Source organism: Rhizobium sp. NLR8a, assembly GCF_019685235.1.
In the GTDB taxonomy this organism is placed as follows: domain Bacteria; phylum Pseudomonadota; class Alphaproteobacteria; order Rhizobiales; family Rhizobiaceae; genus Rhizobium.
In genome coordinates, this window is record NZ_JABDWI010000016.1 from 156683 (window position 1) to 177992 (window position 21310).

21 protein-coding genes are annotated in these 21310 nt (G+C 61.2%); 12 read left to right on the forward strand and 9 right to left on the reverse strand.

Features of this window, described 5'->3' with window-relative positions; translation table 11 throughout:
• Positions 1 to 3 precede the first annotated feature (3 nt).
• Positions 4 to 810, reverse strand: coding sequence for a nucleotidyltransferase family protein (locus HJC04_RS27440; protein WP_221147559.1), 807 nt, complete (start codon positions 808 to 810; stop codon positions 4 to 6).
• 198 nt (positions 811 to 1008) lie between these two features.
• On the opposite strand from HJC04_RS27440, the gene HJC04_RS27445 reads away from it, so the two are divergent.
• Positions 1009 to 1230 carry a hypothetical protein gene (locus HJC04_RS27445; protein ID WP_210633744.1) on the forward strand — a complete coding sequence of 74 codons (222 nt, stop codon included), beginning with the start codon at positions 1009 to 1011 and terminating at the stop codon, positions 1228 to 1230.
• A 190-nt stretch (positions 1231 to 1420) separates the two neighbouring features.
• A complete protein-coding gene (locus tag HJC04_RS27450) occupies positions 1421 to 1591 on the forward strand; it encodes a hypothetical protein (protein WP_210633745.1) in 171 nt (56 codons plus the stop codon).
• 5 nt (positions 1592 to 1596) lie between these two features.
• Here the strand turns inward: HJC04_RS27450 and HJC04_RS27455 are convergent, their stop codons facing one another.
• Together HJC04_RS27455 and HJC04_RS27460 are read right to left on the reverse strand one after the other, a co-directional pair.
• Positions 1597 to 2622, reverse strand: a complete 1026-nt coding sequence (locus HJC04_RS27455; protein ID WP_221147560.1) for a Gfo/Idh/MocA family protein — start codon at positions 2620 to 2622, stop codon at positions 1597 to 1599.
• Positions 2619 to 3608: a zinc-binding dehydrogenase gene (locus HJC04_RS27460; RefSeq protein WP_210633748.1), complete on the reverse strand. Its 990-nt coding sequence runs from the start codon at positions 3606 to 3608 to the stop codon at positions 2619 to 2621. The genes HJC04_RS27455 and HJC04_RS27460 overlap by 4 nt, the downstream gene beginning before the upstream one ends.
• A gap of 178 nt (positions 3609 to 3786) precedes the next feature.
• On the opposite strand from HJC04_RS27460, the gene HJC04_RS27465 reads away from it, so the two are divergent.
• The 10 genes from HJC04_RS27465 to HJC04_RS27510 all read left to right on the forward strand — a co-directional run bounded on the left by HJC04_RS27465 (position 3787) and on the right by HJC04_RS27510 (position 15511).
• On the forward strand, positions 3787 to 4890 hold the full coding sequence (locus HJC04_RS27465; protein ID WP_221147561.1) for an NAD(P)-dependent oxidoreductase: 1104 nt from the start codon (positions 3787 to 3789) through the stop codon (positions 4888 to 4890).
• Complete coding sequence (locus HJC04_RS27470) at positions 4887 to 6929, forward strand: NAD-dependent epimerase/dehydratase family protein (protein ID WP_210633752.1); 2043 nt, start codon at positions 4887 to 4889, stop codon at positions 6927 to 6929. The genes HJC04_RS27465 and HJC04_RS27470 overlap by 4 nt, the downstream gene beginning before the upstream one ends.
• Complete coding sequence (locus HJC04_RS27475; protein WP_247241823.1) at positions 6926 to 8038, forward strand: glycosyltransferase family 4 protein; 1113 nt, start codon at positions 6926 to 6928, stop codon at positions 8036 to 8038. Before HJC04_RS27470 ends, HJC04_RS27475 begins: the two co-directional genes overlap by 4 nt.
• A gap of 2 nt (positions 8039 to 8040) precedes the next feature.
• Positions 8041 to 9171 (forward strand): glycosyltransferase, encoded by a 1131-nt coding sequence (locus HJC04_RS27480; protein ID WP_221147562.1) that lies wholly within the window; start codon positions 8041 to 8043, stop codon positions 9169 to 9171.
• The gene (locus HJC04_RS27485) at positions 9168 to 10256 is read left to right on the forward strand and encodes a glycosyltransferase (protein WP_221147563.1); all 1089 of its coding nucleotides are present in this window, start codon (positions 9168 to 9170) and stop codon (positions 10254 to 10256) included. Before HJC04_RS27480 ends, HJC04_RS27485 begins: the two co-directional genes overlap by 4 nt.
• Positions 10253 to 11353, forward strand: a complete 1101-nt coding sequence (locus HJC04_RS27490) for a glycosyltransferase (RefSeq protein ID WP_221147564.1) — start codon at positions 10253 to 10255, stop codon at positions 11351 to 11353. Before HJC04_RS27485 ends, HJC04_RS27490 begins: the two co-directional genes overlap by 4 nt.
• A 12-nt stretch (positions 11354 to 11365) precedes the next feature.
• Positions 11366 to 12412: a UDP-glucuronic acid decarboxylase family protein gene (locus tag HJC04_RS27495; RefSeq protein WP_221147565.1), complete on the forward strand. Its 1047-nt coding sequence runs from the start codon at positions 11366 to 11368 to the stop codon at positions 12410 to 12412.
• A 14-nt stretch (positions 12413 to 12426) separates the two neighbouring features.
• Positions 12427 to 13155, forward strand: coding sequence for a TIGR04290 family methyltransferase (locus HJC04_RS27500; RefSeq protein ID WP_210633761.1), 729 nt, complete (start codon positions 12427 to 12429; stop codon positions 13153 to 13155).
• A gap of 121 nt (positions 13156 to 13276) precedes the next feature.
• The gene (locus HJC04_RS27505; protein WP_210633762.1) at positions 13277 to 14191 is read left to right on the forward strand and encodes a cytochrome c; all 915 of its coding nucleotides are present in this window, start codon (positions 13277 to 13279) and stop codon (positions 14189 to 14191) included.
• A gap of 147 nt (positions 14192 to 14338) precedes the next feature.
• Positions 14339 to 15511 (forward strand): helix-turn-helix domain-containing protein, encoded by a 1173-nt coding sequence (locus HJC04_RS27510; protein ID WP_210633764.1) that lies wholly within the window; start codon positions 14339 to 14341, stop codon positions 15509 to 15511.
• A 391-nt stretch (positions 15512 to 15902) separates the two neighbouring features.
• Here the strand turns inward: HJC04_RS27510 and HJC04_RS27515 are convergent, their stop codons facing one another.
• From HJC04_RS27515 to HJC04_RS27540, 6 genes are read right to left on the reverse strand one after another with little or no spacing between them, the layout of a single operon-like run.
• Positions 15903 to 16325 (reverse strand): cytochrome c family protein, encoded by a 423-nt coding sequence (locus tag HJC04_RS27515; protein ID WP_210633765.1) that lies wholly within the window; start codon positions 16323 to 16325, stop codon positions 15903 to 15905.
• On the reverse strand, positions 16300 to 17193 hold the full coding sequence (locus HJC04_RS27520) for a cytochrome c oxidase assembly protein (protein ID WP_221147566.1): 894 nt from the start codon (positions 17191 to 17193) through the stop codon (positions 16300 to 16302). The genes HJC04_RS27515 and HJC04_RS27520 overlap by 26 nt, the downstream gene beginning before the upstream one ends.
• Entirely contained in the window at positions 17190 to 17792 is a 603-nt protein-coding gene (locus tag HJC04_RS27525) for a cytochrome c oxidase subunit 3 (protein WP_210633769.1), read from the reverse strand. Before HJC04_RS27525 ends, HJC04_RS27520 begins: the two co-directional genes overlap by 4 nt.
• Complete coding sequence (gene ctaD / locus HJC04_RS27530; RefSeq protein WP_221147567.1) at positions 17789 to 19702, reverse strand: cytochrome c oxidase subunit I; 1914 nt, start codon at positions 19700 to 19702, stop codon at positions 17789 to 17791. Before ctaD ends, HJC04_RS27525 begins: the two co-directional genes overlap by 4 nt.
• Complete coding sequence (gene coxB / locus HJC04_RS27535) at positions 19699 to 20682, reverse strand: cytochrome c oxidase subunit II (protein WP_210633772.1); 984 nt, start codon at positions 20680 to 20682, stop codon at positions 19699 to 19701. The genes ctaD and coxB overlap by 4 nt, the downstream gene beginning before the upstream one ends.
• On the reverse strand, positions 20679 to 21236 hold the full coding sequence (locus HJC04_RS27540) for a cytochrome c (protein WP_210633774.1): 558 nt from the start codon (positions 21234 to 21236) through the stop codon (positions 20679 to 20681). Before HJC04_RS27540 ends, coxB begins: the two co-directional genes overlap by 4 nt.
• Between the last annotated feature and the right edge of the window lie 74 nt (positions 21237 to 21310).

A 21310-nucleotide genomic window follows, 5' to 3' on the forward strand; every position in this document is an offset into this window, starting at 1 on the left:
CTCCTAATCTCCTCGCAATTCGCCTTCGCCGCCGACATCGGCAAAACCCCATTCCTTCACGTCGATTTCGAAATCCACGCGGGAATACATCCGGCCACGGCATATTTTCATTTGCGGCAACGGCAGCTCCTGCTGCGCCTTGAGCCGGTCCAGCAGTTCTTCCAGCAGCCATTGCGGAATCTTGTCTCGCTCGGTCGGGTAGATCCACCGGAAATTGAGGAGATGGATGAGGAGGACTTCCCAGTGAACTTCCAGATAAGCCAGCAGCTTGCGCCAATCGATGGAATCATGTGCCTTCAAGAGGACGTGCGCGATATCGGCGCCATCATAGCGGTGGCGCAGTTGGACAAAGCACTTCGACCAGACGAGTTCGGTCGGGCTGACGATCCTGACCGTGTGGCCGCACATCTTGACCCTGCGCGCATCCTCGAACCAGTCGTCGCCGACCGGCATCGTTCCGTTGGAGGAGGCAAAGATGACGTCGAAGAAATGGTTGCCCTTGAAGACCTTTCCGAGCCAGCGCTCGTCCTCGACTTCGACCGTGTAACCCTTTGCCTTGAAGTGGCCGAGGATGCGCGCGTAGTCGCCCGCTTTGCAAAAAATGTCGAAGTCCTTCGTCTGGCGCGAAATGCCCGTATAGGCGCAGACAGCATAGGTGCCGGCGACCAGAAACGGGATCTGCGATCCGACGAGTTCTCGGACGGCCTGGGTCACGAACGGCTCGGCGTCGGGATCGATGAGTTCCGGAACCGCCTTCACTTTCATGAGCGAATTGTCGTTTTTGTCTCTTTCGGCACTTCGAGCGGTCATCGTCGATCCCAGCAATTGATACGCAAAGCAACACCTGGATGGCTTCTATGTTCCGCCGAGCCCGTCGGGGCGATGTACACGCGATAATCGCAGGGGGGCGACAAAAGCTGCCGAATTATCCGGAACTTCCTACCGGCGCGTCGTTTGGACCATGACAAGCATCGCAGAAACGTTCCCGAGATCTGAACGGAGGATGTCATGGACAAGCGAGCGAAAATATCCACCGGCACCAATGACAGGCCCAGAAACGAGACTATTGCTGAAAGCGGCCCCGGCATTCCCGATGACAGCGGCCGGATGGTTGAGGTGCCGGATGCGGAAGCGAGGCGCATGAAAGCGTCGCTGCTGCGCGATCGGCTCGACGAACTCAAGGAGAAGCTCGATGAGGAGACGGAGCTTCCGCAACGGGGCGCGCCATGAGCGAGGTGAGGAAAGGCGGCTCTTTTCCTTCAGGAATGAGCCACGATAACTCCCAACCGCCACGGCGCATGCTGATATGCGTGGTCACCATTTTTATGATCGCCTGCCTTGTCGCACTCGCATTCACATGGATGAGGCATCCCGGCAAACCCGGCGAGACATCACCTGCGGCCACGACGGAGCAGACACGATGAGCGAGGGGGATAAAGATCCGGTTCAGCGGCCGTCGTCCTCTTCCGTCGGCAGGCGCGCCAGGCTCAATGCCGGCAGAATAGCCCTGATCCTGGTCGGCACGGTCGCCGTTGTCGCATTCACCCTTTATGCGACGATCGTTCTCTATGGCCTCGTCAAAGGCTCCTAGATCGATCACATGCCGGCGCCATAGATGCCGTCGATTGTCTCCGCGACCGCGATGAAATTCTCGCACGCGGGATCGTGGCGCTGGCCTCCGGCGAGCTTTCTTGCCCAATCCACGGCAGCCCGTCCGCCCCATTCATCGGGAGGGAGGGCCAGAGTTTCGCTCGAAGTGCCGGACATCCTGACGGCCGTAAAATCATAGAATGAGCCATCGACATTTCTGAACGAGGCGCCTCCCTCGGTTCCGAAGAAATCAGCGCGGATCTCGGCGTCACAGCCGGCGTTGAGGCGCCAGGAGCATGTCAGACGGATGATTTCGCCGCCTGCAAGCGTCAGCGTTGCGGTCGCAAAATCCTCGACCTGACCCTTGCTTTCGAGCCTTTTCCCACCCGCTCTCAATGCGCTCGTGACGTTGGTGACGGAGGGAAAATCGAGGCACCATAAGGCCAGGTCGACGAGGTGAACCCCGAGATCGACGACGCAGCCGCCGCCGGACTGGTTCTTGTCGTAGAACCAGGGCTTGTCGGGGCCATAGGCGTTGTGGAAGGTCAGATCGGCCGCAAAGATCTTTCCAAGAGCGTTCGCGCGGATGAGCTGACGGATCTGCTGCATGCCCTGCGTGTGTCGATAGGAAAGGTCGACGCCAAGCAGCCTGTCGGCGGTTCTGGAAGCATCGACGACGGCCCTGACCTCGGACGCCGTTCGGCCAAGCGGCTTTTGGCAGAAGACGGCAAAGCCCGCACCGAGGGCGCGGATGGACTGTTCGGCATGACAGGCGCTTGGCGTGGCGATCACGATGCCGTCGAGCTCCTGTTCCAACAGCGCGTCCAGATCGGCGACGATCCTGGCATCCGGGGCAAGCGCCAGGGCCTCTCGTGCCATATTTGCGGAGGGGTCGGCGACGGCGACGGCCTCGGCAACGCCGCTCCCGAGGATCGCTTTCATCCGATGCCGGCCGATCCAGCCTACACCGAGAAAGCCGAGCTTCAGCCGTCTGGCGGTCGCCGCATGTTCTCCGGAGATCCACGTCTTCATGAATATTGCACCAGAGCCTTGAGGAAACCGTCCGGCCGGTCGCGCGTCGTGTTGAGGGCGTCGTCCAGCCTTTCCAGCGGATAGCTATGGGTGTAGAGCGGCTGCGGATCGATCCGACCTTGGCGCACGGCTTCTATGGCGTCGCGAATGCCTTTGATATAGACGGCCGGCTCGCGCTCATGAGCGTTGATGACGTCGAGGCCGCGCCAGTTCCAAAGCTGCATGTTGATTTGGCGGGGCCCATCCTGGTGATAACCGGCGATGATCAGTCGCCCCCGTTCCTTCGTAAGCTCGCCCGCCAGGTCGAGCGGCCATTGTTTGCCGACGGCTTCAATGACGCAATCGCAGAATTTTCCGTCCGTGAGTGCTTTAACTTGTTCGATGATGCGCCAATGATCGTCCATGGGAATAGTCTCGGCCGCTCCCATCTCTCTCGCCACCTCAAGGGAATAGGGCCGGCGCGAGATGGCGATCACCCTTGCGCCAGCAGCCGCGGCAAGCCGGGTGAGGAGGGCGCCCAAGAATCCGATGCCGATGATGGCGACGGATTGGCCGCTCTCGATGTTGCTGCGGCCGAAGATGTTCATGGCGCAGCCGAGCGGTTCGCCCGGAAAGGGCTTGCCATCCAGCTCCTTCGGCAGTGATGCGACCATCGAGGCATCGGCAATGTCGTGCGTGGCGTAGGCATGGTAGGAAAGAGCAGCAACCCGCTCTCCCATCCGGATTCCCGTCACATCGGGGCCTATGGCGTCGACAATGCCCCAGCCCTCGTGACCTAACCCGCCAGCTTCGGTGGGGAACGTCATCCAGTCCGGCCCGGCCCAGGGCGTGAGGTTCGAGGCGCAGACGCCGCATCCTTCCAGTTTCACCCTGACCTGGCCCGGACCGGGTTCCGGCAAGGGGCGGGTATCCACCGAGATACGTCCGGGGCCGGTGACGATGGCCGCCCGCATGAGCCCGGTCTTCTGTGTCGCCGCAATGTCCATAAGATGTCCTCCAATGTGGCATCCCTAGAACAAAAGGCCTCCCGAAGAGTTCCGGTAGAGGTCAAAGAAGCATAGATGATGAAGTCAATAAAGATGTCATTGAAGAAGGAACTTTTCCATTCGCGTTCGGTTCGGCGCCTATCTCCGAAGCCAATTATTCAACCGGACGGATCTCATAATGACGATTTTGATAACTGGAGGATGCGGCTTCATTGGTCGCCACGTTGCTGAAGAACTTCTGAAAAATGGCTACGACGTGCGCATTCTCGATGCGCTGATCGACCAGGTGCATGGCGACGCCGAAGTCAGCCTGCCTGATGGAGCCGAGATCATCCAAGGCGATGTCAGAGACAAGGACGCCGTGCGCGCGGCGCTTGCCGGTGTGAACGGCGTCATCCATCTCGCCGCCGAAGTCGGAGTCGGACAGTCGATGTACGAAATTGCCCGCTACGTCGGCTGCAACGATCTCGGCACCGCGGTGCTCCTGGAAGCCATGATCGGCCTTCCCGTCAAGACGATCGTCGTCGCCTCCTCGATGAGTGTCTATGGAGAAGGGCTCTATCGGACGGTCGATGGAAAGCGGCTCGGCTATGTCAGGCGGCGCATGCAGCATGTCAAGCAGGGCCGCTGGGATCCGCTTGACCAGGACAACCGGCCGCTGACGCCGGTCGCCACCGACGAGGAGAAACCGGTCGATCTTGCGTCCATCTACGCTTTGACGAAATACGCCCAGGAGAGGCAGGTTCTGATTTTCGGTGAAGCCTACGGGCTTGATGCCGTCGCCCTGCGTCTCTTCAACGTTTTCGGCGCGGGCCAGGCGCTTTCCAATCCTTACACCGGCGTGCTCGCCAATTTCGGTTCGCGTCTGGCCAACGCTCAGCCGCCGATGATCTTCGAGGATGGCAGGCAGCGGCGCGATTTTGTCCATGTCCGCGACGTGGCGACAGCTTTCCGCCTGGCTCTGGAAAAACCCGCAGCCGCCGGTCACGTGCTCAATATCGGCAGCGGCCAGGCCTATTCGATCGCCGATGTCGCAACGCTTCTCGCCGATGCCATGGGCGTGCCCGAGATTGGCCCGGACATCATGAACAAGGCGCGTTCGGGAGACATCCGCAATTGCTTCGCCGACATTTCCAAGGCGCGCGAACTGCTCGGCTTCGAACCGAAATATCGTCTCGAAAATGCCCTCGCTCCCTTCGCCGAATGGGTGCGGCAGACCGGGGCGGTCGACCGTGGCGCCGAAATGAAGCGGCAACTGGAAGAGCGGGGGCTGGTTTCATGAACAAGGCCGGTTCTCGAGCATCCGATCACCAGGAGACGAGGCAGTTCGGTTTCGTCGAATGGTTCCGGCCCGGAGAATATGAGCGGGCTGAGGTCGCGCTGCCGGATATTCTGGAAAGTGGCGCCAGTTATCTCCGCACGCATCTTTCCTGGGCGGAATATCTGGCGCCCGGCGGCCAGCAATGGTTCGATTGGCTGATCCCGCGTATCGGCAGTGAAATCGACCTTCTGCCGTGCATACACTATACCCCGCCTTCCCTGTCCCGGACGGGCAGGTCTTCGGGCCCGCCGATCGATCTCAAATCCTATGCCGACTTCGTTGATCATGTCCTGACGCGCTATGGCCGCTATATCAGCCATATCGAGCTCTGGAACGAACCGAACAACCTGCTTGACTGGGACTGGCGCCACGACAGCGACTTCCTGCTTTTCTGCGAAATGGTCGGAGGCGCCGCCTACTGGGCGAAGCAGAGGGGCTACAAACCGGTGCTTGGCGGCCCGTGCCCCTTCGATCCCTATTGGCTCAATCTGATGGGTACGCGCGGCGTGCTCGGCGTGGTCGATGCGGTCGGCTTCCATGGCTTTCCCGGAACCTGGGACAGCGAGGAGGCAAGCTGGGGCGGCTGGGACATGCATCTCGGGGAGATGCGTGGGATTATCGATCGTTATAATGCCGATGCGGAAATATGGATCACCGAAACCGGCTACTCCACCTGGCGCAATGACGAGATCGAACAGGCGCGGCGCTTCATCAAGGCCCTGAACGTGCCGGCCGATCGCATGTACTGGTATTCCTGGTGCGACGTGCCGCCGGATGTTCCGGTTCAGGAAGGCCTGTGGTTTGATCCCAGGCATTATCATCTGGGGGCTGTCAGCCACGACAACAAGCCGAAGCTGCTTGCCCGCCTTCTCACGGAAGGAGGCGTCAAGAGGCTGGAGGAGGTCGCGGCCCTTGCCGCTCCCAACATCGCCTCCGGCGCCGCGCCGATCGTCGTCACGGGCGGCAGCGGGTTTGTCGGTTGCAATCTCGCCGACAGCCTGCTCAGCGACGGCGAGGACGTCATCATTCTCGACAGTCTGGCACGATCGGGAGTCGATCAGAATCTTTCATGGCTGAAGGAGCGGCATGGCGGACGGGTGCATCCGGTGCTCGCCGACGTTCGCGATCTGCTGGGCATCGAGGCAGCCTTCAGGGATGCCAAGGCCGTGTTCCACTACGCTGCACAGACGGCGGTGACCACCAGCCTCGTCGACCCGCTCGAGGATTTCGAAACGAACGCGCGCGGTACCCTCAATGTGCTGGAATCGGTGCGCAGGGCAGGCAAACGGGCTCCGGTCATCTTTGCCAGCACCAACAAGGTCTATGGTGCTCTCGACGATCTCGGCCTGGTCGAACTCGGCGATCGTTATCTTCCCGAAGACGAGACCGTCAGGACGCAAGGAATCGGCGAGGATCGGCCGCTTGATTTCTGCACGCCTTACGGATGTTCGAAGGGTGTGGCCGATCAGTATATCCTCGACTACGCGAAATCCTACGGCATCCCTGCCGCCGTCCTGCGGATGAGCTGTATCTATGGGCCGCGCCAGTTCGGCACCGAGGACCAGGGCTGGGTGGCGCATTTCCTGATCCGGGCGCTCGGCGGGGAACCCATTTCAATCTACGGAGACGGCAAGCAGGTGCGGGACATTCTGCATGTCGATGATGCCGTCGCTGCCTATCGGGCGCTGCTTTCCAATATCGAGCGGGTTAGCGGCAAAGCATTCAACCTCGGTGGCGGACCGCGCAACGCCGTCAGCGTGCTCTCGGTGCTGCGCGAGATCGAAGTGTTTGCGGGTCGGCCTGTCGAAACCAGCTTTGGCCCATGGCGCGCCGGCGACCAGTTCTATTTCGTGGCCGACACGACGAGACTTGAACAGGAAACCGGCTGGCAAGCCGGAATCGGATGGCGTCATGGTTTGCGGCACCTCGCCGAATGGCTGATCGCCCATCGTTTCGGCGGCCGGCAGATCCGCAGGGAAAAGCGGAAGGTGTCGGCATGAGCGGACACGACCGGAGCAACAGGCACCGCCGCGTGCTGATGACGGTCGACGCCATCGGCGGCGTCTGGCGTTACGCCATGGACTTGGGCGCAGCCCTGAAATCGAACAACATCGAGGTTGTCTTTGCCGGGCTGGGGCCTTTCCCTGCAGACGACAAGGTCGCCGAGGCCGGCCGGGTCGGCAAGCTCGTCTGGCTGGATGCGCCGCTCGACTGGACGGCCCAGACTGAAGAGGCCGTTGCCGAAGTTCCGCGGCTGATCGCCGATCTCGCGCGCCGCGAACAGGCCGATCTTCTGCATCTCAATCTGCCGTCGCAAGCGGCGGGCATGCAAACAAACCTGCCGATTGCGGTGGTTTGCCATTCCTGTGTCGTCACATGGTTTGCCGCTGTCCGCGGACGCGAAGTGCCGCCGGACTGGCAGTGGCAGTACCGGCTGAACCAGGAGGGCTTTGCATGCGCGGACACGGTCATCGCGCCAAGCCACAGCCATGCGAGAGCGATGGAAGCGGCCTATGGAACGATCGGAAATCTCCAGGTCGTTCACAACGCCAGCGCCCTTGCGGTTTCCGACGAACCCAAGCAGGACTTTGTTCTTGCCGCCGGGCGCTGGTGGGACGACGGCAAGAACGGGGCCGTGCTGGATGATGCTGCAGCGATGACGCGCTGGACGGTGGCGGCGGCCGGCGCGACCACCGGTCCCAATGGGCAGAACATGCGATTTCGCCATGCCGATCACCGCGGCGAGCTTTCGCATGAGCGGATGAGCGCCTTGACGCGGCAGGCGGCCATCGTCGCCTCGCCGTCGCTCTACGAGCCTTTCGGTCTAGCCGCTCTCGAAGCGGCGCGGGCGGGCGCGGCCTTGGTGCTTTCTGATATTCCCACCTATCGCGAGATCTGGGACGGAGCCGCTCTCTTTGCCGATCCGCATCGCCCCGATGTCTTCGCCGATGCTTTCAATTCTCTTGCCGGCGATCCGCAGCAGCGCGCCGCGCTCGGACGAAAAGCGCGTGCTCGCTCTGCCGGCTTCAGTGTCAAGGCTCAGGCAGAGGCGATGCGCTCGATCTATTCCGGCATGTGCGCCCGCGGTTTTTCAACAGCAGCGGAGTGACCATGAAGTTCCTTTTTTACACTCATTCACTGGTCTCCGACTGGAATCACGGCAATGCCCATTTTCTTCGCGGCATCATGCGCGATCTCCAGCGGCGCGACCATGAGACGCTGGCGCTGGAGCCGCAGGATGCCTGGAGCCGGGCCAATCTGGTGAGGGACCAGGGGCCGGCTGCGGTCGAGGCATTTCACCAGGCATTTCCGCAGCACCGTTCGCGAACGTATGGTGTCGAATTCGACCATGAAGCAGCGCTTGCCGATGCCGACGTCGTCATCGTCCACGAGTGGACGGAACCGCAATTGGTCGAGAGGCTCGGCCGCATCCGGCGTAATGGCGCAACCTTCACCCTGCTTTTCCACGATACGCATCATCGGGCCGTCTCCGCCGAGGGCGATATCGCAGGGCTGGCGCTTGACGACTATGATGGGGTGCTGGCCTTCGGACAGACGCTGCGCGAACGTTATCTCAGAGCCGGCTGGGGGAAATCCGTCTTCACTTGGCACGAGGCGGCCGACGACACGCTGTTTCGACCGTTGCCGGAGATCGAGAAAGCCGGAGACCTCATCTGGATCGGCAACTGGGGCGACGATGAACGGTCCGCCGAAATCGGCGAATTCCTGGTCCGCCCCGCAAAAGATCTCGGCTTGAACACGGTCGTGCGCGGCGTCCGCTATCCCGGCCATGCATTGGACGAGCTTCGCGAGGCCGGCATCGCCTATGACGGCTGGATCGCCAATGCCGATGTGCCCATGGCCTTTGCCCGTCACAAAGCAACGATTCACATTCCGCGGCGGCCCTATATCGAACATCTGCCGGGGATTCCGACCATCCGCGTCTTCGAGGCGCTCGCCTGCGGAATACCCCTGATCTCGGCGCCCTGGAATGACGCGGAACATCTCTTCGAACCTGGCAGGGACTATTTGGTCGTCGGTGATGGCGAGGAGATGAAGAAAAGTCTGCGTGACGTCCTCGCCGATACCGATCTGGCTGCGAACCTTGCCGCTGCCGGCCTCGAAACGATCAAGGCTCGTCACACCTGCCGCCACCGCGTCGACGAGCTTTTTGCCATCCTGGCGCGCTGCGGCACGCATAGGGTCACCGCAAACCTGCAATCCAGGGAGGCTGCCGAATGAAGATCGCCTTTTACGGATCGAGTCTCGTCTCCGCCTATTGGAACGGCGCCGCCACTTATTATCGCGGCCTTCTGCGAGCGCTGGCGGAGAAAGGTTACGACATCACCTTCTACGAGCCCGATGTCTATGATCGGCAGAAGAACCGCGACATGGATCCGCCGGACTGGTGCAGGGTCGTCGTCTACGAAGGGACGATCGACGCCCTCAAGGCCGTCACCAGCGAGGCGTCCGAAGCTGATATCGTCGTCAAGGCGAGTGGTGTCGGCTTCGAGGACGATCGGTTGCTGGAAGAGGTGCTTCGCAACGCACGGCCGCACGCGCTGAAGATCTTCTGGGACGTGGACGCGCCGGCGACGCTTGCCGAACTCAGGACCAACCCCGATCATCCGTTGCGCCGCGCGCTCGCCGGGCTTGATCTCGTGCTGACCTATGGCGGCGGCGACCCCGTCGTGAACGCATATCGTTCCGTCGGAGCGGCCGAATGCGTGCCGATCTACAATGCGCTGGACCCGCAAACGCATCATCCGGTGCCGCAGGATGACCGCTTCGCCGCCGACCTCGGGTTCCTTGGCAACCGCCTGCCGGACCGCGAGGCGAGGGTCGAGCATTTCTTCCTGGAAACGGCGTCGCGTCTGCCGAACCGAACGTTCCTGCTTGGCGGTTCCGGCTGGCAGGGCAAGCCGATCTCGTCAAACGTCCGCTATATCGGTCATGTGCCGACGCGCGATCACAACGCTTTCAACGTGACGCCGATGGCGGTCCTCAACATATCGCGCGCCAGTATGGCGGAGAATGGTTTTTCCCCTGCGACACGGGTCTTCGAGGCGGCCGGCGCCGGGGCTTGCCTCATCACCGACTACTGGGAAGGCATCGATGTCTTTCTGAAGCCCGGGGAGGAGGTCCTGGTCGCGCGCGACGGACAGGACGTGGCTGCCTTGCTCAGCGGCCTGTCGCACCAAGCCGCACGGGAAATTGGGGAAAGGGCGCGCCGGCGCGTTCTGGCCGAACACACCTATGTCAATCGCGCCGAAACGGTAGACGAGATTTTTCGCGCCCGTCTTGGCGCGCGGGAGGCGGCTGAATGACGAGATCGCTCGATATCGTTTTCCTCGGACTCTCCCTTTCCTCTTCCTGGGGGAACGGTCACGCCACGACCTATCGCGCCCTGATCAAGGGGCTTCGGCAGGACGGCCATCGGGTCCTGTTCCTGGAGCGGGACGTGCCCTGGTATGCCAGCCACCGGGACCTGCCATCGCCGGGCTTCTGCGAGCTTGCCTATTATTCCGATATCGGCGCAATGATCGAGCGTCACGGTGAAAGGCTCGGCAAGGCCGATGCCGTCATCGTCGGATCCTACGTCCCCGATGGTGTGCCGCTCATCGACAGGCTCGAGGCGCTGGAGCCGAAACGCCTCTGCTTCTATGACATTGACACGCCGGTCACCCTCGCCAAGCTCGATCGCGGTGACGAGGAATATCTGGCGCTGCGCCAGATTCCTTTATTTGACACCTACTTCTCCTTCTCCGGAGGAAGGGTGTTGACGCGGCTCGAACAGAGATATGGCGCGCGCAGGGCCATCGCGCTCTATTGTTCGGTCGACGAGGGCCGCTATGCCGATACCGGCGAGCCCACTTGCTGGGATCTCGGCTACCTCGGAACCTATAGCCCCGACCGCCAACCGACACTGGAGCGGCTTCTGCTGGAGCCGGCGCGCCGCCTGCCGTCGATGCGCTTCGTTGTCGCCGGGCCGCAATATCCCGCCGGGATCGAATGGCCGGCCAATGTCGAGCGCATCGAGCATCTGCCGCCTGCCGATCACGCAAGCTTTTACAGCCGGCAGCGGTTCACGCTGAACGTGACCCGCAGCGATATGATTGCCGCGGGCTGGTCTCCCAGCGTGCGGTTGTTCGAGGCTGCCGCCTGCGGTGCGCCGATCATCAGCGATTTATGGCAGGGTCTCGACGAGCTGCTGCCGGACGGTAAGGCCTTGTTCGTTGCGCGCGCGCCGGAGGATGTCGTGGCGCTGCTGACGGAGCTTCCCGACAGCGACCGCCTGGCCGCCGCCGCAGCAGCGAGAAAGCTGGTGATGAGCAGTCATACCGGTGTCGCACGTGCCGGCGAGCTCGTCCGGGCTCTTTCCGATCGGCCCGCCAAGCGAACTTTCGACCGTATCTCAGCGTGAAGGAGAGTATCGATGCTTCAAGCCAATCGTCGCGGAAAAGGCAAGACTGTTCTGGTGGCAGGAGGCGCCGGCTTTGTCGGCTCGCATCTATGCGATGCTCTGCTCGGCCGTGGCGACAGCGTCATTTGCGTCGACAGCTATATTACCGGCTCGCGGGACAATGTCAGGCCGTTGATGAACCATCCGGGCTTCCGGCTCATCGAACAGGATATCTGCAAATTCATTGAAATCGGCGAACCGCTCGACCAGATCTATAATCTGGCCTGCGCCGCGTCCCCGCCGCAATACCAGGCGGATCCCGTTCACACGATGATGACGTGCGTCGCCGGCACGGGCAATCTGCTGGCGCTTGCCGAGCGGCACCGGGCCGCCTTTCTCCAGGCCTCGACGAGCGAGGTCTATGGCGATCCCGCCGAGCATCCGCAAACGGAAGACTATCGCGGAAATGTCAGCTGCACAGGACCGCGCGCTTGCTATGACGAGGGAAAGCGCGCCGCCGAAGCTCTTTGCTTCGATATGCTGCGCGCGGGCCGCGTCGATGTGCGGGTCGCCCGCATCTTCAACACCTATGGGCCGCGAATGCAGGCAAATGACGGCCGGATCGTCTCCAACCTGATCGTGCAGGCCCTCTCGGGGAAACCGCTCACCATCTACGGAAGCGGCATGCAGACCCGATCCTTCTGCTACGTCAGCGATCTTGTCGGCGGCCTCAAGGCGCTGATGGATGTGCGGCCGAACCCTGGCGTGCCCGTCAACCTCGGCAATCCCGGGGAGTTCACCATCAACGAGCTTGCGCAGATGATTCGATCGATGGTGCCGGTGCGAACGGCTGTGGCCTACCGACCTTTGCCGAAGGATGATCCTCAACGCCGCCGGCCCGATATTTCCCGCGCGACAGAACTTCTCGATTGGCAGCCGACGGTGCCCCTTGCCGAGGGGCTCAGATATACGATCGACTGGTTTGCCGCCAATTTGGACGATCGTCCCCGTAAACGCGTCGCTGCGCCTCGCCGTCATCGCGCCGCGGCTGCCTCGCAGGCCGCCCCCTTGGACAACTGACGCGGATGCACACGATGGTGAACCTGCAACAGCGTATCAATGAACTGGGCCCCTGGTTTCAGAATATGCGGTTCGGAGAGATCGAAACCGCGCCGGACCATTTTCTCGGCGACTATCCGGCGTTCAAATGGGAAGGCTTCAAACATGTCGTGCCCAAGGATCTGGAAGGACGCAGCGTTCTCGATATCGGCTGCAATGCAGGCTTTTATGCGCTCGAAATGAAGCGCCGCAACGCCGGGCGGGTGTTAGGCATCGACAGCGATCCACGTTATCTCGAGCAGGCCCGCTTCGCCGCCGATCATTTCGGCCTCGATATCGAGTTCAGGCAGATGTCGGTTTACGAGGTGTCGAAACTTGGCGAGAGGTTCGATCTTGTGATCTTCATGGGCGTGCTTTACCACCTGCGCCATCCGTTGCTGGCACTGGATCTGCTCCACGAACATGTGGCTGCAGACCTCATGCTGTTCCAATGCCTGCAGCGTGGTGAAGAGCGGATTGCCACGCTGGAAGAGGATTACGACTTTTCGGAATGGAAGGTTTTTGACCGGCCGGATTTTCCGAAGCTGTTCTTTGTCGAAGAGCGTTATGCTGCCGATCCCACCAATTGGTTCATTCCCAACAAGGCGGCGGTCGAAGCGATGCTGCGCAGCTCGGGTTTTGTCATCGAGGCCAATCCCGAGCGAGAAGTTTATCTCTGCCGCCTGGGGCGGCGGCCATATATGGTCGAGCCGCCGCCCGGTTGAGGTGTTCATCCAGAGCGATTGAGCTTTTCACGGAAATGCGAAACCGCTCTAAGTTGTCGTTCGCAACTCCGGACGGAAAACTGTTTCATAGTTTTCCCGGAATTGCTCTAGCGGGTCCAGAATGGTGAAAGGTGCCCGATTGTTTTCGACCGCTGTCGCCGCGGTCCTCCTTGTCTGCCTCGCAACCTGGCTGCTGACGAGGCCGCATCCACGCTTCGCTGCCGGCGATCCCACGCTGACGCCGGGGGATGCCGAGCGCGGCAGAGTGGTCTTTGCTGCAGGCGGCTGCTCCTCCTGTCATGCTTCCCCCGGTCAGCCGGACCGCTTAAGGCTCGGAGGAGATCTTGCCCTGGCCTCACCCTATGGAACCTTCAGAGTTCCCAATATCTCGTCCGACCCAGAGGCCGGTATCGGATCGTGGTCGGTTGCCGATCTCGCCAACGCGCTGATTTCAGGGGTCTCTCCCTCAGGGCAGCATTATTACCCGGTATTCCCCTATCCCAGCTACACGGGGATGACTCTCGGCGACGTCAGAGATCTATACGCCTTTCTGCATACGCTTTCGCCCGTGCCGGAGCGCCCGCAGCCACACGATATTTCCCCCTTGTTTCGCATCCGCCGCTTCGTCGGCTTCTGGAAGCTTCTGTTCTTCCACGAAGGCAGATCGGAAGCAGCGCTGAGCGGCGATCCCGTGCATGATCGCGGTGCCTATCTCGTGGAGACGCTCGGTCATTGCGCCGAGTGCCACTCATCCCGCAACATATTCGGCGCGTTAAAGCCAAAAACCAGGTTCGCCGGCGGAGTGAGTTCTGAAGGTGTCGGCTTCAACCCTAACATCACGCCGACAGGTATCAGCTCGTGGTCGGAGCAGGATGTCGCCGAAATGCTTCACAGCGGCAGGACGCCGGGTCACGGCTATGTCGGCTGGTCCATGGCGGATGTGGTCGAGAATACGGCGGAGCTCCCGGAGGCCGACCGGATGGCTATCGCCCGATACCTGAAGTCGCTGCCGCCGCGCCCGACGTCCCATCCTTGATGCGTATCGCCGATCGAGTGATATTGAAGAACGCGAGAACGGGGGGATTAAGCTATTATTGATGCAACGTCATCAGGTTGGGCGACGGAACAGTGCAATGGCCGCAACGTTTTGAGTGAACAGGTATGATGTGAGAGGCAGATCGTCATGAATACGGCTTTTGACGAACTCGCGCAAAAGGCTGTCCTGGTCGTCGAGGACGATTACGCTCTCGCCAGCGAACTCGCATCGAAGCTGACAGCAACCGGAATCAAGATAGTCGGGCCTGCACCGAGCGTCGAACGAGCGTTGCAATATATCGAAGATTCCCAAATTGAAGTGGCCATTCTGGACATCAATCTCGGTGGAACGATGGTGTTCCCTGTCGCCGATGCGCTGGCTAAGCGCAATATCCCGTTCTTCTTCGCAACCGGCTACAGCCGTGATGTCGTGCCTCCCCGCTTTGCGGATCGGATTTTCGTGGAAAAACCGCTGGACACGAGCGCGATTTATACTGCCCTTTCCGAGTGCCGAGGTTCGACGGCGAGGTCATCAGGCGGTCAGAAGAATCTCGTTCTTTCCGCTCTTTCTCCGCGAGAAGATGATCTTATCCGGCCGCTTCTCAAGCAGGTTCAGCTGGTTCAAGGCGAGGTTCTTGAAAGGCAGTTTGGAGAGATCACGACGGTTTCCTTCATTGAAAGCGGGACGGTCTCGCTGGTCGCCTCGTCGCTGGATGACTCACAGGTAGAGGTTGGCCTTATCGGGCGTGAAGGGGTAACCGGCACGGGGTTGTTGGAGGGCGATTGGCGCACTCCCTACAAGCTTGTGGTGCAGACCGAAGGAACCGCGCAGCGCACCGACGTCGACAGCTTCCTTCGTCTGACGCAGAGGGCACCGCAGTTGCGATCGCTTTCATCAACGTTTTCAAGGACGCTCGCAATTCAAATTGGTTATACGGCCCTCGCCAACAGCCGATATTCCATCGAACAGAGACTGGCCCGTTTGCTGCTTATGCTCGATGATCGATCGGAAGGCCAGGTGCTGCTTCTGACCCACGAGCATATATCTTCGATGCTCGGCGTCCGGCGTTCAGGAGTTACGGGCGTACTTCCAATTCTAGAAGGCGAAAAACTCATCCGGTCGGTACGAGGAAAGGTAATCGTCCTCGATCGCGAGGGCCTCATTCTCAAGGCCAGTGGTTCTTATGGCATTCCGGAGGCGGAATACGAGCGGTTGATGGGGTTTTCATTGCGGGGTGGCGAGAATGTTAGAAGGGCGCATGACCAATCACGTCCTCACTTCTACAACCCCCAAATACCGGGTAGGAATAGCCGCTCCTAAATCACAGTGGCGAAAATTGCTGAATTTCGTCACAGACGGGGATCCCATTGGAGGGCAAGTTTTGCACGCCGCAATCGTTCGACCGCAACCCCGTTTTTGGGACGCGCAAAGACTTTTGCAGCGGATGCTGTCGCTAAGAGATCGACGTAAAGTTCTCGCCCCGTCGCAGCGCGGATCCGCCGGCCTGTTGCTCTCGTCACATTCTAGCAACTCTGCCTTAAGCCTCTCAAGGTGCGCCACATGCATGTCCTGCGACTCCTCCAAATTGGTCAAAAGCCGTATCGCCTTCACGTCGGCGCCGCGGTTGGTCAGCTCAGCGACAATCTCGCGCTGTCGAGCGCCGTGATGATCCGAGCAACTTCAAAGGCGGGTTGATCGGAAACCCAGATTTCTAACGAGCATAGAGATAGGCTGCCAGATCGCGGGCCTCCTGTTCGGATATCCCGGTGGCCGGCATCGCCGTCTTTGGCGAATGGGCCTGCGGCGCGACAATCCAGCTGATGAGGTTGTCGGCGGAATTGTTGAGCACGCCGGCAATGTAGACCCGCTCGCGCAGACCGGAGAGATCGCCGCCGACCTTGCCGTCGGCGCCCTCGATGCCGGGAATGGTGTGACATCCGGCGCAGCCATATCGGCGAAAAATCGCCGGCGCCCGCGCCGGATCGCCTTTCGTCATGGCGACGGCAACAGCCTGCCTTTCGGATCGCTGCCGGTAGATGTCGGTCAAGGTCAATGCCGCCGTCAGGCTCACCACGCAGGCGGCGATCACCAAGGCGGGGCGAAGGGAATTATGGGGCGACGATGCGTGTTCCATCTGCGCCTCCCTTTCCGGAAGCCCTGATCCACAAAGCCGCCAGCGCCAGCGCAACAGCGGCGTAGACGATGGCGGCAGGAACCCACATTACCAGGCCTGCCATCTGCTGGTCTTCGAGCGGCGACAGCCCCCAAACCCCGGATGAGCGTGTCTGCACCACGTAGAGCACGTTGGGTGACAGGGCGATGAGGGCCCCGAGAATGCTCATATGCAGCATCGTCAGGAAAAGGTGCCAGGCCGCCAGCCCCCTGTTCGTCTTCCAGATGACGGACCACCAAAACAGGACGGCACTTACAAAAAAGGAAAGATGCTGCAGCCGGTGGAGCGGCGTGCTTTCAATCGCGGCGTCGAACAGGACAGGCGCATGCCATGCCCAGATTGCCGCCCCGTGCAGCAGCGTCGCGACAGTGCCGTTGCTGAGCAACCTCCAGGTCTTGCGAACCATGCGCGAGGCGAGCACCTGTCCTGTCCGGCGCCTGACGATCCTTGGCAGCCCCCAGAGCAGCACGGCCGACGGCCGTGCCGATACGATGAGCGGCGCGGCAACCGCCATGACCAGTTCATGTTCGATCATATGGAAGGTGAAAAGTTGTTCTCCAAGCCAATGCAGGGGAGAGACAAGCGCGCCGGCAAGCACCAGCCAGCCGGCCCAATAGGCCAAAAGCCGGTGCGCGAAGACGCGCCGGCCAGCGGATGATCGCGACATCAAGCGAAGGCTTCCACTTGCATAGAGGGCTGCGCAAACTGCGAGCGGCGCGATTATCCAGGGATCGGCCGTCCATGTGAAGGAATTCGAATGGGCATGGCCTTCATGTGCCAGTCCCGGTGTCGCCATGAGAAGAAAAGCGATTGTCGTTGCTGTTCTCATAGCCGCGGCACCCAATAGATGCATCCGTAGAGCGGAAGCCAGGCGAGCACGACAAAGTTCCAGTAGAGCGCGTTATCTTCGACATCGCCGTAGCGCCGCGCATTGTCACCATGCTTCGAAAACATCAGGCAGGCGAGGACGACGGTATCGACGAGATCGGTGATGATGTGGGTCGCGTGCAGGCCGAGCATTGTCCAGACGATCGATCCGTAGGCGTCGTCGTCCCAGCCTATGTGGAGGGCAGGAAATTCGTAGGCGCGGGGTATGAGGGGTGCCGCTCCGAGAAGCGCCATGATGATCAGTCCCGCGCGCACCTTGCGGAGATCCCTCTGCTTCGCCCACCGCGCGACGAGCATATTCGGCACGATGCTGACGAGAAGCAGCAGGGTCAGGATCGTGCCGGGAAGGAGATCCGGGGCAGGGGCTTCGATCGGCCAATGCGGCGCCAGGCTCATGAGATAGAAGTAGACGACGATCGCCAGAGCGAATCCCATGCCTTCAATCAGCATGAAGGCGCTGGTGCCCCAGAAGGTCAGGCTGGCGGTGCCCAGGCCGTGCAAGGGAAGCTTCGAGAGATCGGTGACCACGCGCTCCTTCATGTCTCGTCCTCCGGTGTTTGCTTGGGCCAGAACCATCCTGTCAGAGTGATCGCCACCGGAACGGCTCCCCAGACGACGGCCCACGGGCTGAAGATCGAGCCGATCAGCATGATGCTGGTGGCAATGGCGGCCAGAAACGGCCAGATGGAATCGGCTGGCGAGGCCTCCCGCGCCTCCGGCTCGCCTGATGTGACGCTGCTGACGATCAGTTCCCGCCGATCGAGCCGAAGTCCCGTCGCCACCGCCAATGTCTCGCCCGACATCCAGAGCGGCTCGCGCGATTCGACCACCGGAATATGCCGAAAATTATAGGGGGGAGGGGGCGAAGGCACGGCCCATTCCAATGTTGACGCATTCCAGGGATTGCGGCCGGCCGGCGGGCCATGGCGGAAGCTGCGCAGGGCATCGATGAAGAAGACCAGGAAGCCGGCGGCCAGGATAAAGGCGCTGAGGCTGACGAACAGGTTCAAACCGGCCCAGGGCAGCTCGGGCGGATAGGTGTAGACGCGCCGCGGCATGCCCTGGAGCCCCAGGATGTGCATTGGGAAGAAAGTCAGGTGGAAGCCTGTGAAGATCAGGCCGAAGGCCCACCGTCCGAGCCTTTCGCTCATCATCCGCCCGGTCATCTTTGGAAACCAGTAGTAGATCGCGCCGATCAGCGGGAAGACGGAGCCGCCGATCAGGACATAGTGGAAATGGGCGACGACGAAATAGGTGTCGTGGACCTGAGTATCGAGGGGCACCGACGCCACCATCACGCCGGTCAGGCCGCCGATGACGAAGGTGATGAGGAAGCCGATGATGAAAAGCAGCGGTGTCTTGAACACCGGACGGCCATCCCACAGCGTTGCCAGCCAGCAGAAGATCTGGGTTCCGGCGGGAATGGCGATCGCCATGCTCGAGGCGGTGAAAAAGCTGCTCCCCAGCCGCGGCAGGCCGGCCACGAACATGTGGTGCACCCATAGGCCGAAGGAGAGAATTCCGGTGGCGATCATCGCCAGCACCAGCGGCATATAGCCGAAGACCGGACGCTGTGTGAAGGTGGAGATCATGGCGGAGACGATGCCGACGGCCGGCAGGAAGATGATGTAGACTTCGGGATGGCCGAAGAACCAGAACAGGTGCTGCCAGAGGAGGACGTCGCCCCCTTCCGCAGGATTATAGAACTGGGTGCCGACCAGCCGGTCGAGAATGAGCGATGAGCTGGCGAACATGATCGCCGGCATGGCCAGGATGACCAGAAAGGCGGTGACCAGCATCGACCAGACGAAGACGGGTATCCGATCGAGCGACATGCCGGGCGCGCGCAGCTTGAAGACCGTCACGACGATCTCGACGGCAACGGCAAGGGCGGACACCTCGGTGAAGGTGATCATCTGTGCCCAGAGGTCCGCCCGTTTCCCCGCGCCATATTGCGGGCCGGACAGAGGCACGTAGGAGAACCAGCCGACATCGGGGGCGGTATCGAGGGCAAGCGAGATCCACAGCAGCAGCCCTCCGGCGAGATAGATCCAGTAGGAGAAGGCGTTCAGCCTGGGAAAGGCGATGTTGCGGGTTCCGACCATCAGAGGAACGAGATAGACCGCCATTGCCTCCATGACCGGCACCGCAAACAGGAACATCATGTTGCTGCCGTGCACGGTGAAGATCTGATTGTACCGGTCCGCGCTGACGAAGCGGGCCTCGGGGAAGGCGAGCTGGATACGCATCACAAGCGCCAGCACGCCGCCGAGAATGAGAAAGACAAAGGCTGTCGCGATATAGCGCCGACCGATGATCTTGTGATCGACCGTGGAGAGCGCTGCCAGCAATCCGGAAGGAGTCGACCATGTGCGCCTGAGGAAGGCTTCCGCCTCTTCATTGCCGGCAGCCAGATCGGGTGGGGAAGGGGTTCTGCCGGTGCCGGTCATCGCAGACCACTCATGTAGGCGCTCAACTGTCTCAGCTCTTCGCCGGTGAGGGGGACCAACGGCATGTTGTTGCCCGGCTTCAGCGTTTGCGGGTCGGCAATCCATGCCGCAACCGATCCCCGCGTATTCTCCAGCCGCCCCGCCGCAATCATGCTGCGGCTGCCGACATGGGTGAGGTCAGGTCCGGAGGTGCCCGACGCCTCGGTGCCGCGGATGGTGTGGCAGGCGGCGCAAGGCTTGCTCATGAAGACGAGCTCTCCCGCCGCGGCATCACCATCGGTCGGTGCGGCTGCCGTTTCTCTCTGCGACTCCAGCCATCTGGCATAGTCCTCCGGCTCCTCGGCGATCACCAACAGTGCCATGTGGCTGTGCTGCAGGCCGCAGAATTCGGCGCATTGGCCGCGATAGATGCCGGCTTTGGTGGCATGCAGCGTCAGACGGTTATCGCGGCCGGGGACCAGATCCTGCTTTCCCGTCAGGTTCGGCACCCAGAACGAATGAATGACATCAGTCGCGTCCAGGCGCAGCCGGACATCGGTTCCCACCGGGATATGCAGCTCGTTGGCGGTCTGGAATGTCTTGGCGGGATCCGCATCGAGATAGGTAAACTGCCACCACCACTGCTGCCCGCGAACGGCGATGGTCGGCTGATTGTCCCGGCCGCGGTCGACGCCATTGGTTGCGTAAAAACTGGTGATTGTCAGGAAGCTTATGACCAGGAAAGTCATCACGATCGCGCCGTTAACGACCCTGCCCATGGAACGCTCGGACTGCGGTTCACCGGGGGCCTGGTTTTTCCTGCGAACCAGCGCCCATGCCATGACGCTCATGACTAGCACGAAGACAACGCCGCAGACGGCGACAAACAGGAGTATCAAGCTTCTGAGTTCCGAAGCGGCAGGTCCGTCCGCATTCAGCGCCGATTGCGTCCCGGCAGCGCAGCCGGACAGAAACAAGGTGCATGCCGCGGCGATCTTCAAGGCCGGACACCTCGATCGGAGCGGACGCCTACCGGGCCTTCCTCGAAAAGAGTTGCGGCCGGCGCCCGGTTCTCGGCCGGTCTCGTATGCTTGTCGTCGTTGCGGCTCGGCGCGGTATAGAGGGCGGAATAGGCGCCGATCGTCCTGACATAGCCGGCGAGCTGCCAGATCTGGTCGCTCGTCATTTTGTTCGCGAAGGCAGGCATGCCGTGAGGCCGTCCGTCGCGTATGGATGCCACGACCGATACCATTTCCGAGCCATAAAACCACCAGCCGTCAAGAAACGAAGGGCCGGTCCCGCCTCGTCCGTCTCCATGGCAACTAGCGCAGCCGAACCAGGAATAAAGGCGCTTGCCCTGGCTCAGATCATAGGCGGTCACCTCATAAGGCTTGCCAAGCGCGAAATACACGTGGGGTGGTGTGCCGCCGATCCCGCCCGGCATCAGCAGGAACTGATCGAGAGATGATGTGACCGGCGGATCGGCGCGATATTGCCTTGGATGTCTAGCCCAGCCCATCGCGGCTCCGATCACGAACACAAAGAGCAGCAACATCAAGACCAACCAGATGCCCTCCTTCTTGACTGTGCTATCGGCAAGCAAAGGGAACCGATCGGGACCGGACGCGA

Excerpts from the sequence above, each read along its gene's own strand:
- HJC04_RS27485 (WP_221147563.1), top strand. The coding sequence starts at position 9,168 with ATGAAGATCGCCTTTTACGGATCGAGTCTCGTCTCCGCCTATTGGAAC.
- HJC04_RS27525 (WP_210633769.1), bottom strand. The coding sequence starts at position 17,792 with ATGAAGGAGCGCGTGGTCACCGATCTCTCGAAGCTTCCCTTGCACGGC.
- HJC04_RS27465 (WP_221147561.1), top strand. The coding sequence starts at position 3,787 with ATGACGATTTTGATAACTGGAGGATGCGGCTTCATTGGTCGCCACGTT.
- HJC04_RS27475 (WP_247241823.1), top strand. The coding sequence starts at position 6,926 with ATGAGCGGACACGACCGGAGCAACAGGCACCGCCGCGTGCTGATGACG.
- HJC04_RS27520 (WP_221147566.1), bottom strand. The coding sequence starts at position 17,193 with ATGAGAACAGCAACGACAATCGCTTTTCTTCTCATGGCGACACCGGGA.
- HJC04_RS27500 (WP_210633761.1), top strand. The coding sequence starts at position 12,427 with ATGGTGAACCTGCAACAGCGTATCAATGAACTGGGCCCCTGGTTTCAG.
- HJC04_RS27460 (WP_210633748.1), bottom strand. The coding sequence starts at position 3,608 with ATGGACATTGCGGCGACACAGAAGACCGGGCTCATGCGGGCGGCCATC.
- HJC04_RS27445 (WP_210633744.1), top strand. The coding sequence starts at position 1,009 with ATGGACAAGCGAGCGAAAATATCCACCGGCACCAATGACAGGCCCAGA.
- HJC04_RS27440 (WP_221147559.1), bottom strand. The coding sequence starts at position 810 with ATGACCGCTCGAAGTGCCGAAAGAGACAAAAACGACAATTCGCTCATG.
- HJC04_RS27515 (WP_210633765.1), bottom strand. The coding sequence starts at position 16,325 with ATGGAACACGCATCGTCGCCCCATAATTCCCTTCGCCCCGCCTTGGTG.
- HJC04_RS27470 (WP_210633752.1), top strand. The coding sequence starts at position 4,887 with ATGAACAAGGCCGGTTCTCGAGCATCCGATCACCAGGAGACGAGGCAG.
- HJC04_RS27505 (WP_210633762.1), top strand. The coding sequence starts at position 13,277 with ATGGTGAAAGGTGCCCGATTGTTTTCGACCGCTGTCGCCGCGGTCCTC.
- HJC04_RS27490 (WP_221147564.1), top strand. The coding sequence starts at position 10,253 with ATGACGAGATCGCTCGATATCGTTTTCCTCGGACTCTCCCTTTCCTCT.
- HJC04_RS27455 (WP_221147560.1), bottom strand. The coding sequence starts at position 2,622 with ATGAAGACGTGGATCTCCGGAGAACATGCGGCGACCGCCAGACGGCTG.
- HJC04_RS27510 (WP_210633764.1), top strand. The coding sequence starts at position 14,339 with ATGAATACGGCTTTTGACGAACTCGCGCAAAAGGCTGTCCTGGTCGTC.
- HJC04_RS27450 (WP_210633745.1), top strand. The coding sequence starts at position 1,421 with ATGAGCGAGGGGGATAAAGATCCGGTTCAGCGGCCGTCGTCCTCTTCC.
- ctaD (WP_221147567.1), bottom strand. The coding sequence starts at position 19,702 with ATGACCGGCACCGGCAGAACCCCTTCCCCACCCGATCTGGCTGCCGGC.
- HJC04_RS27495 (WP_221147565.1), top strand. The coding sequence starts at position 11,366 with ATGCTTCAAGCCAATCGTCGCGGAAAAGGCAAGACTGTTCTGGTGGCA.
- HJC04_RS27480 (WP_221147562.1), top strand. The coding sequence starts at position 8,041 with ATGAAGTTCCTTTTTTACACTCATTCACTGGTCTCCGACTGGAATCAC.
- HJC04_RS27540 (WP_210633774.1), bottom strand. The coding sequence starts at position 21,236 with ATGTTGCTGCTCTTTGTGTTCGTGATCGGAGCCGCGATGGGCTGGGCT.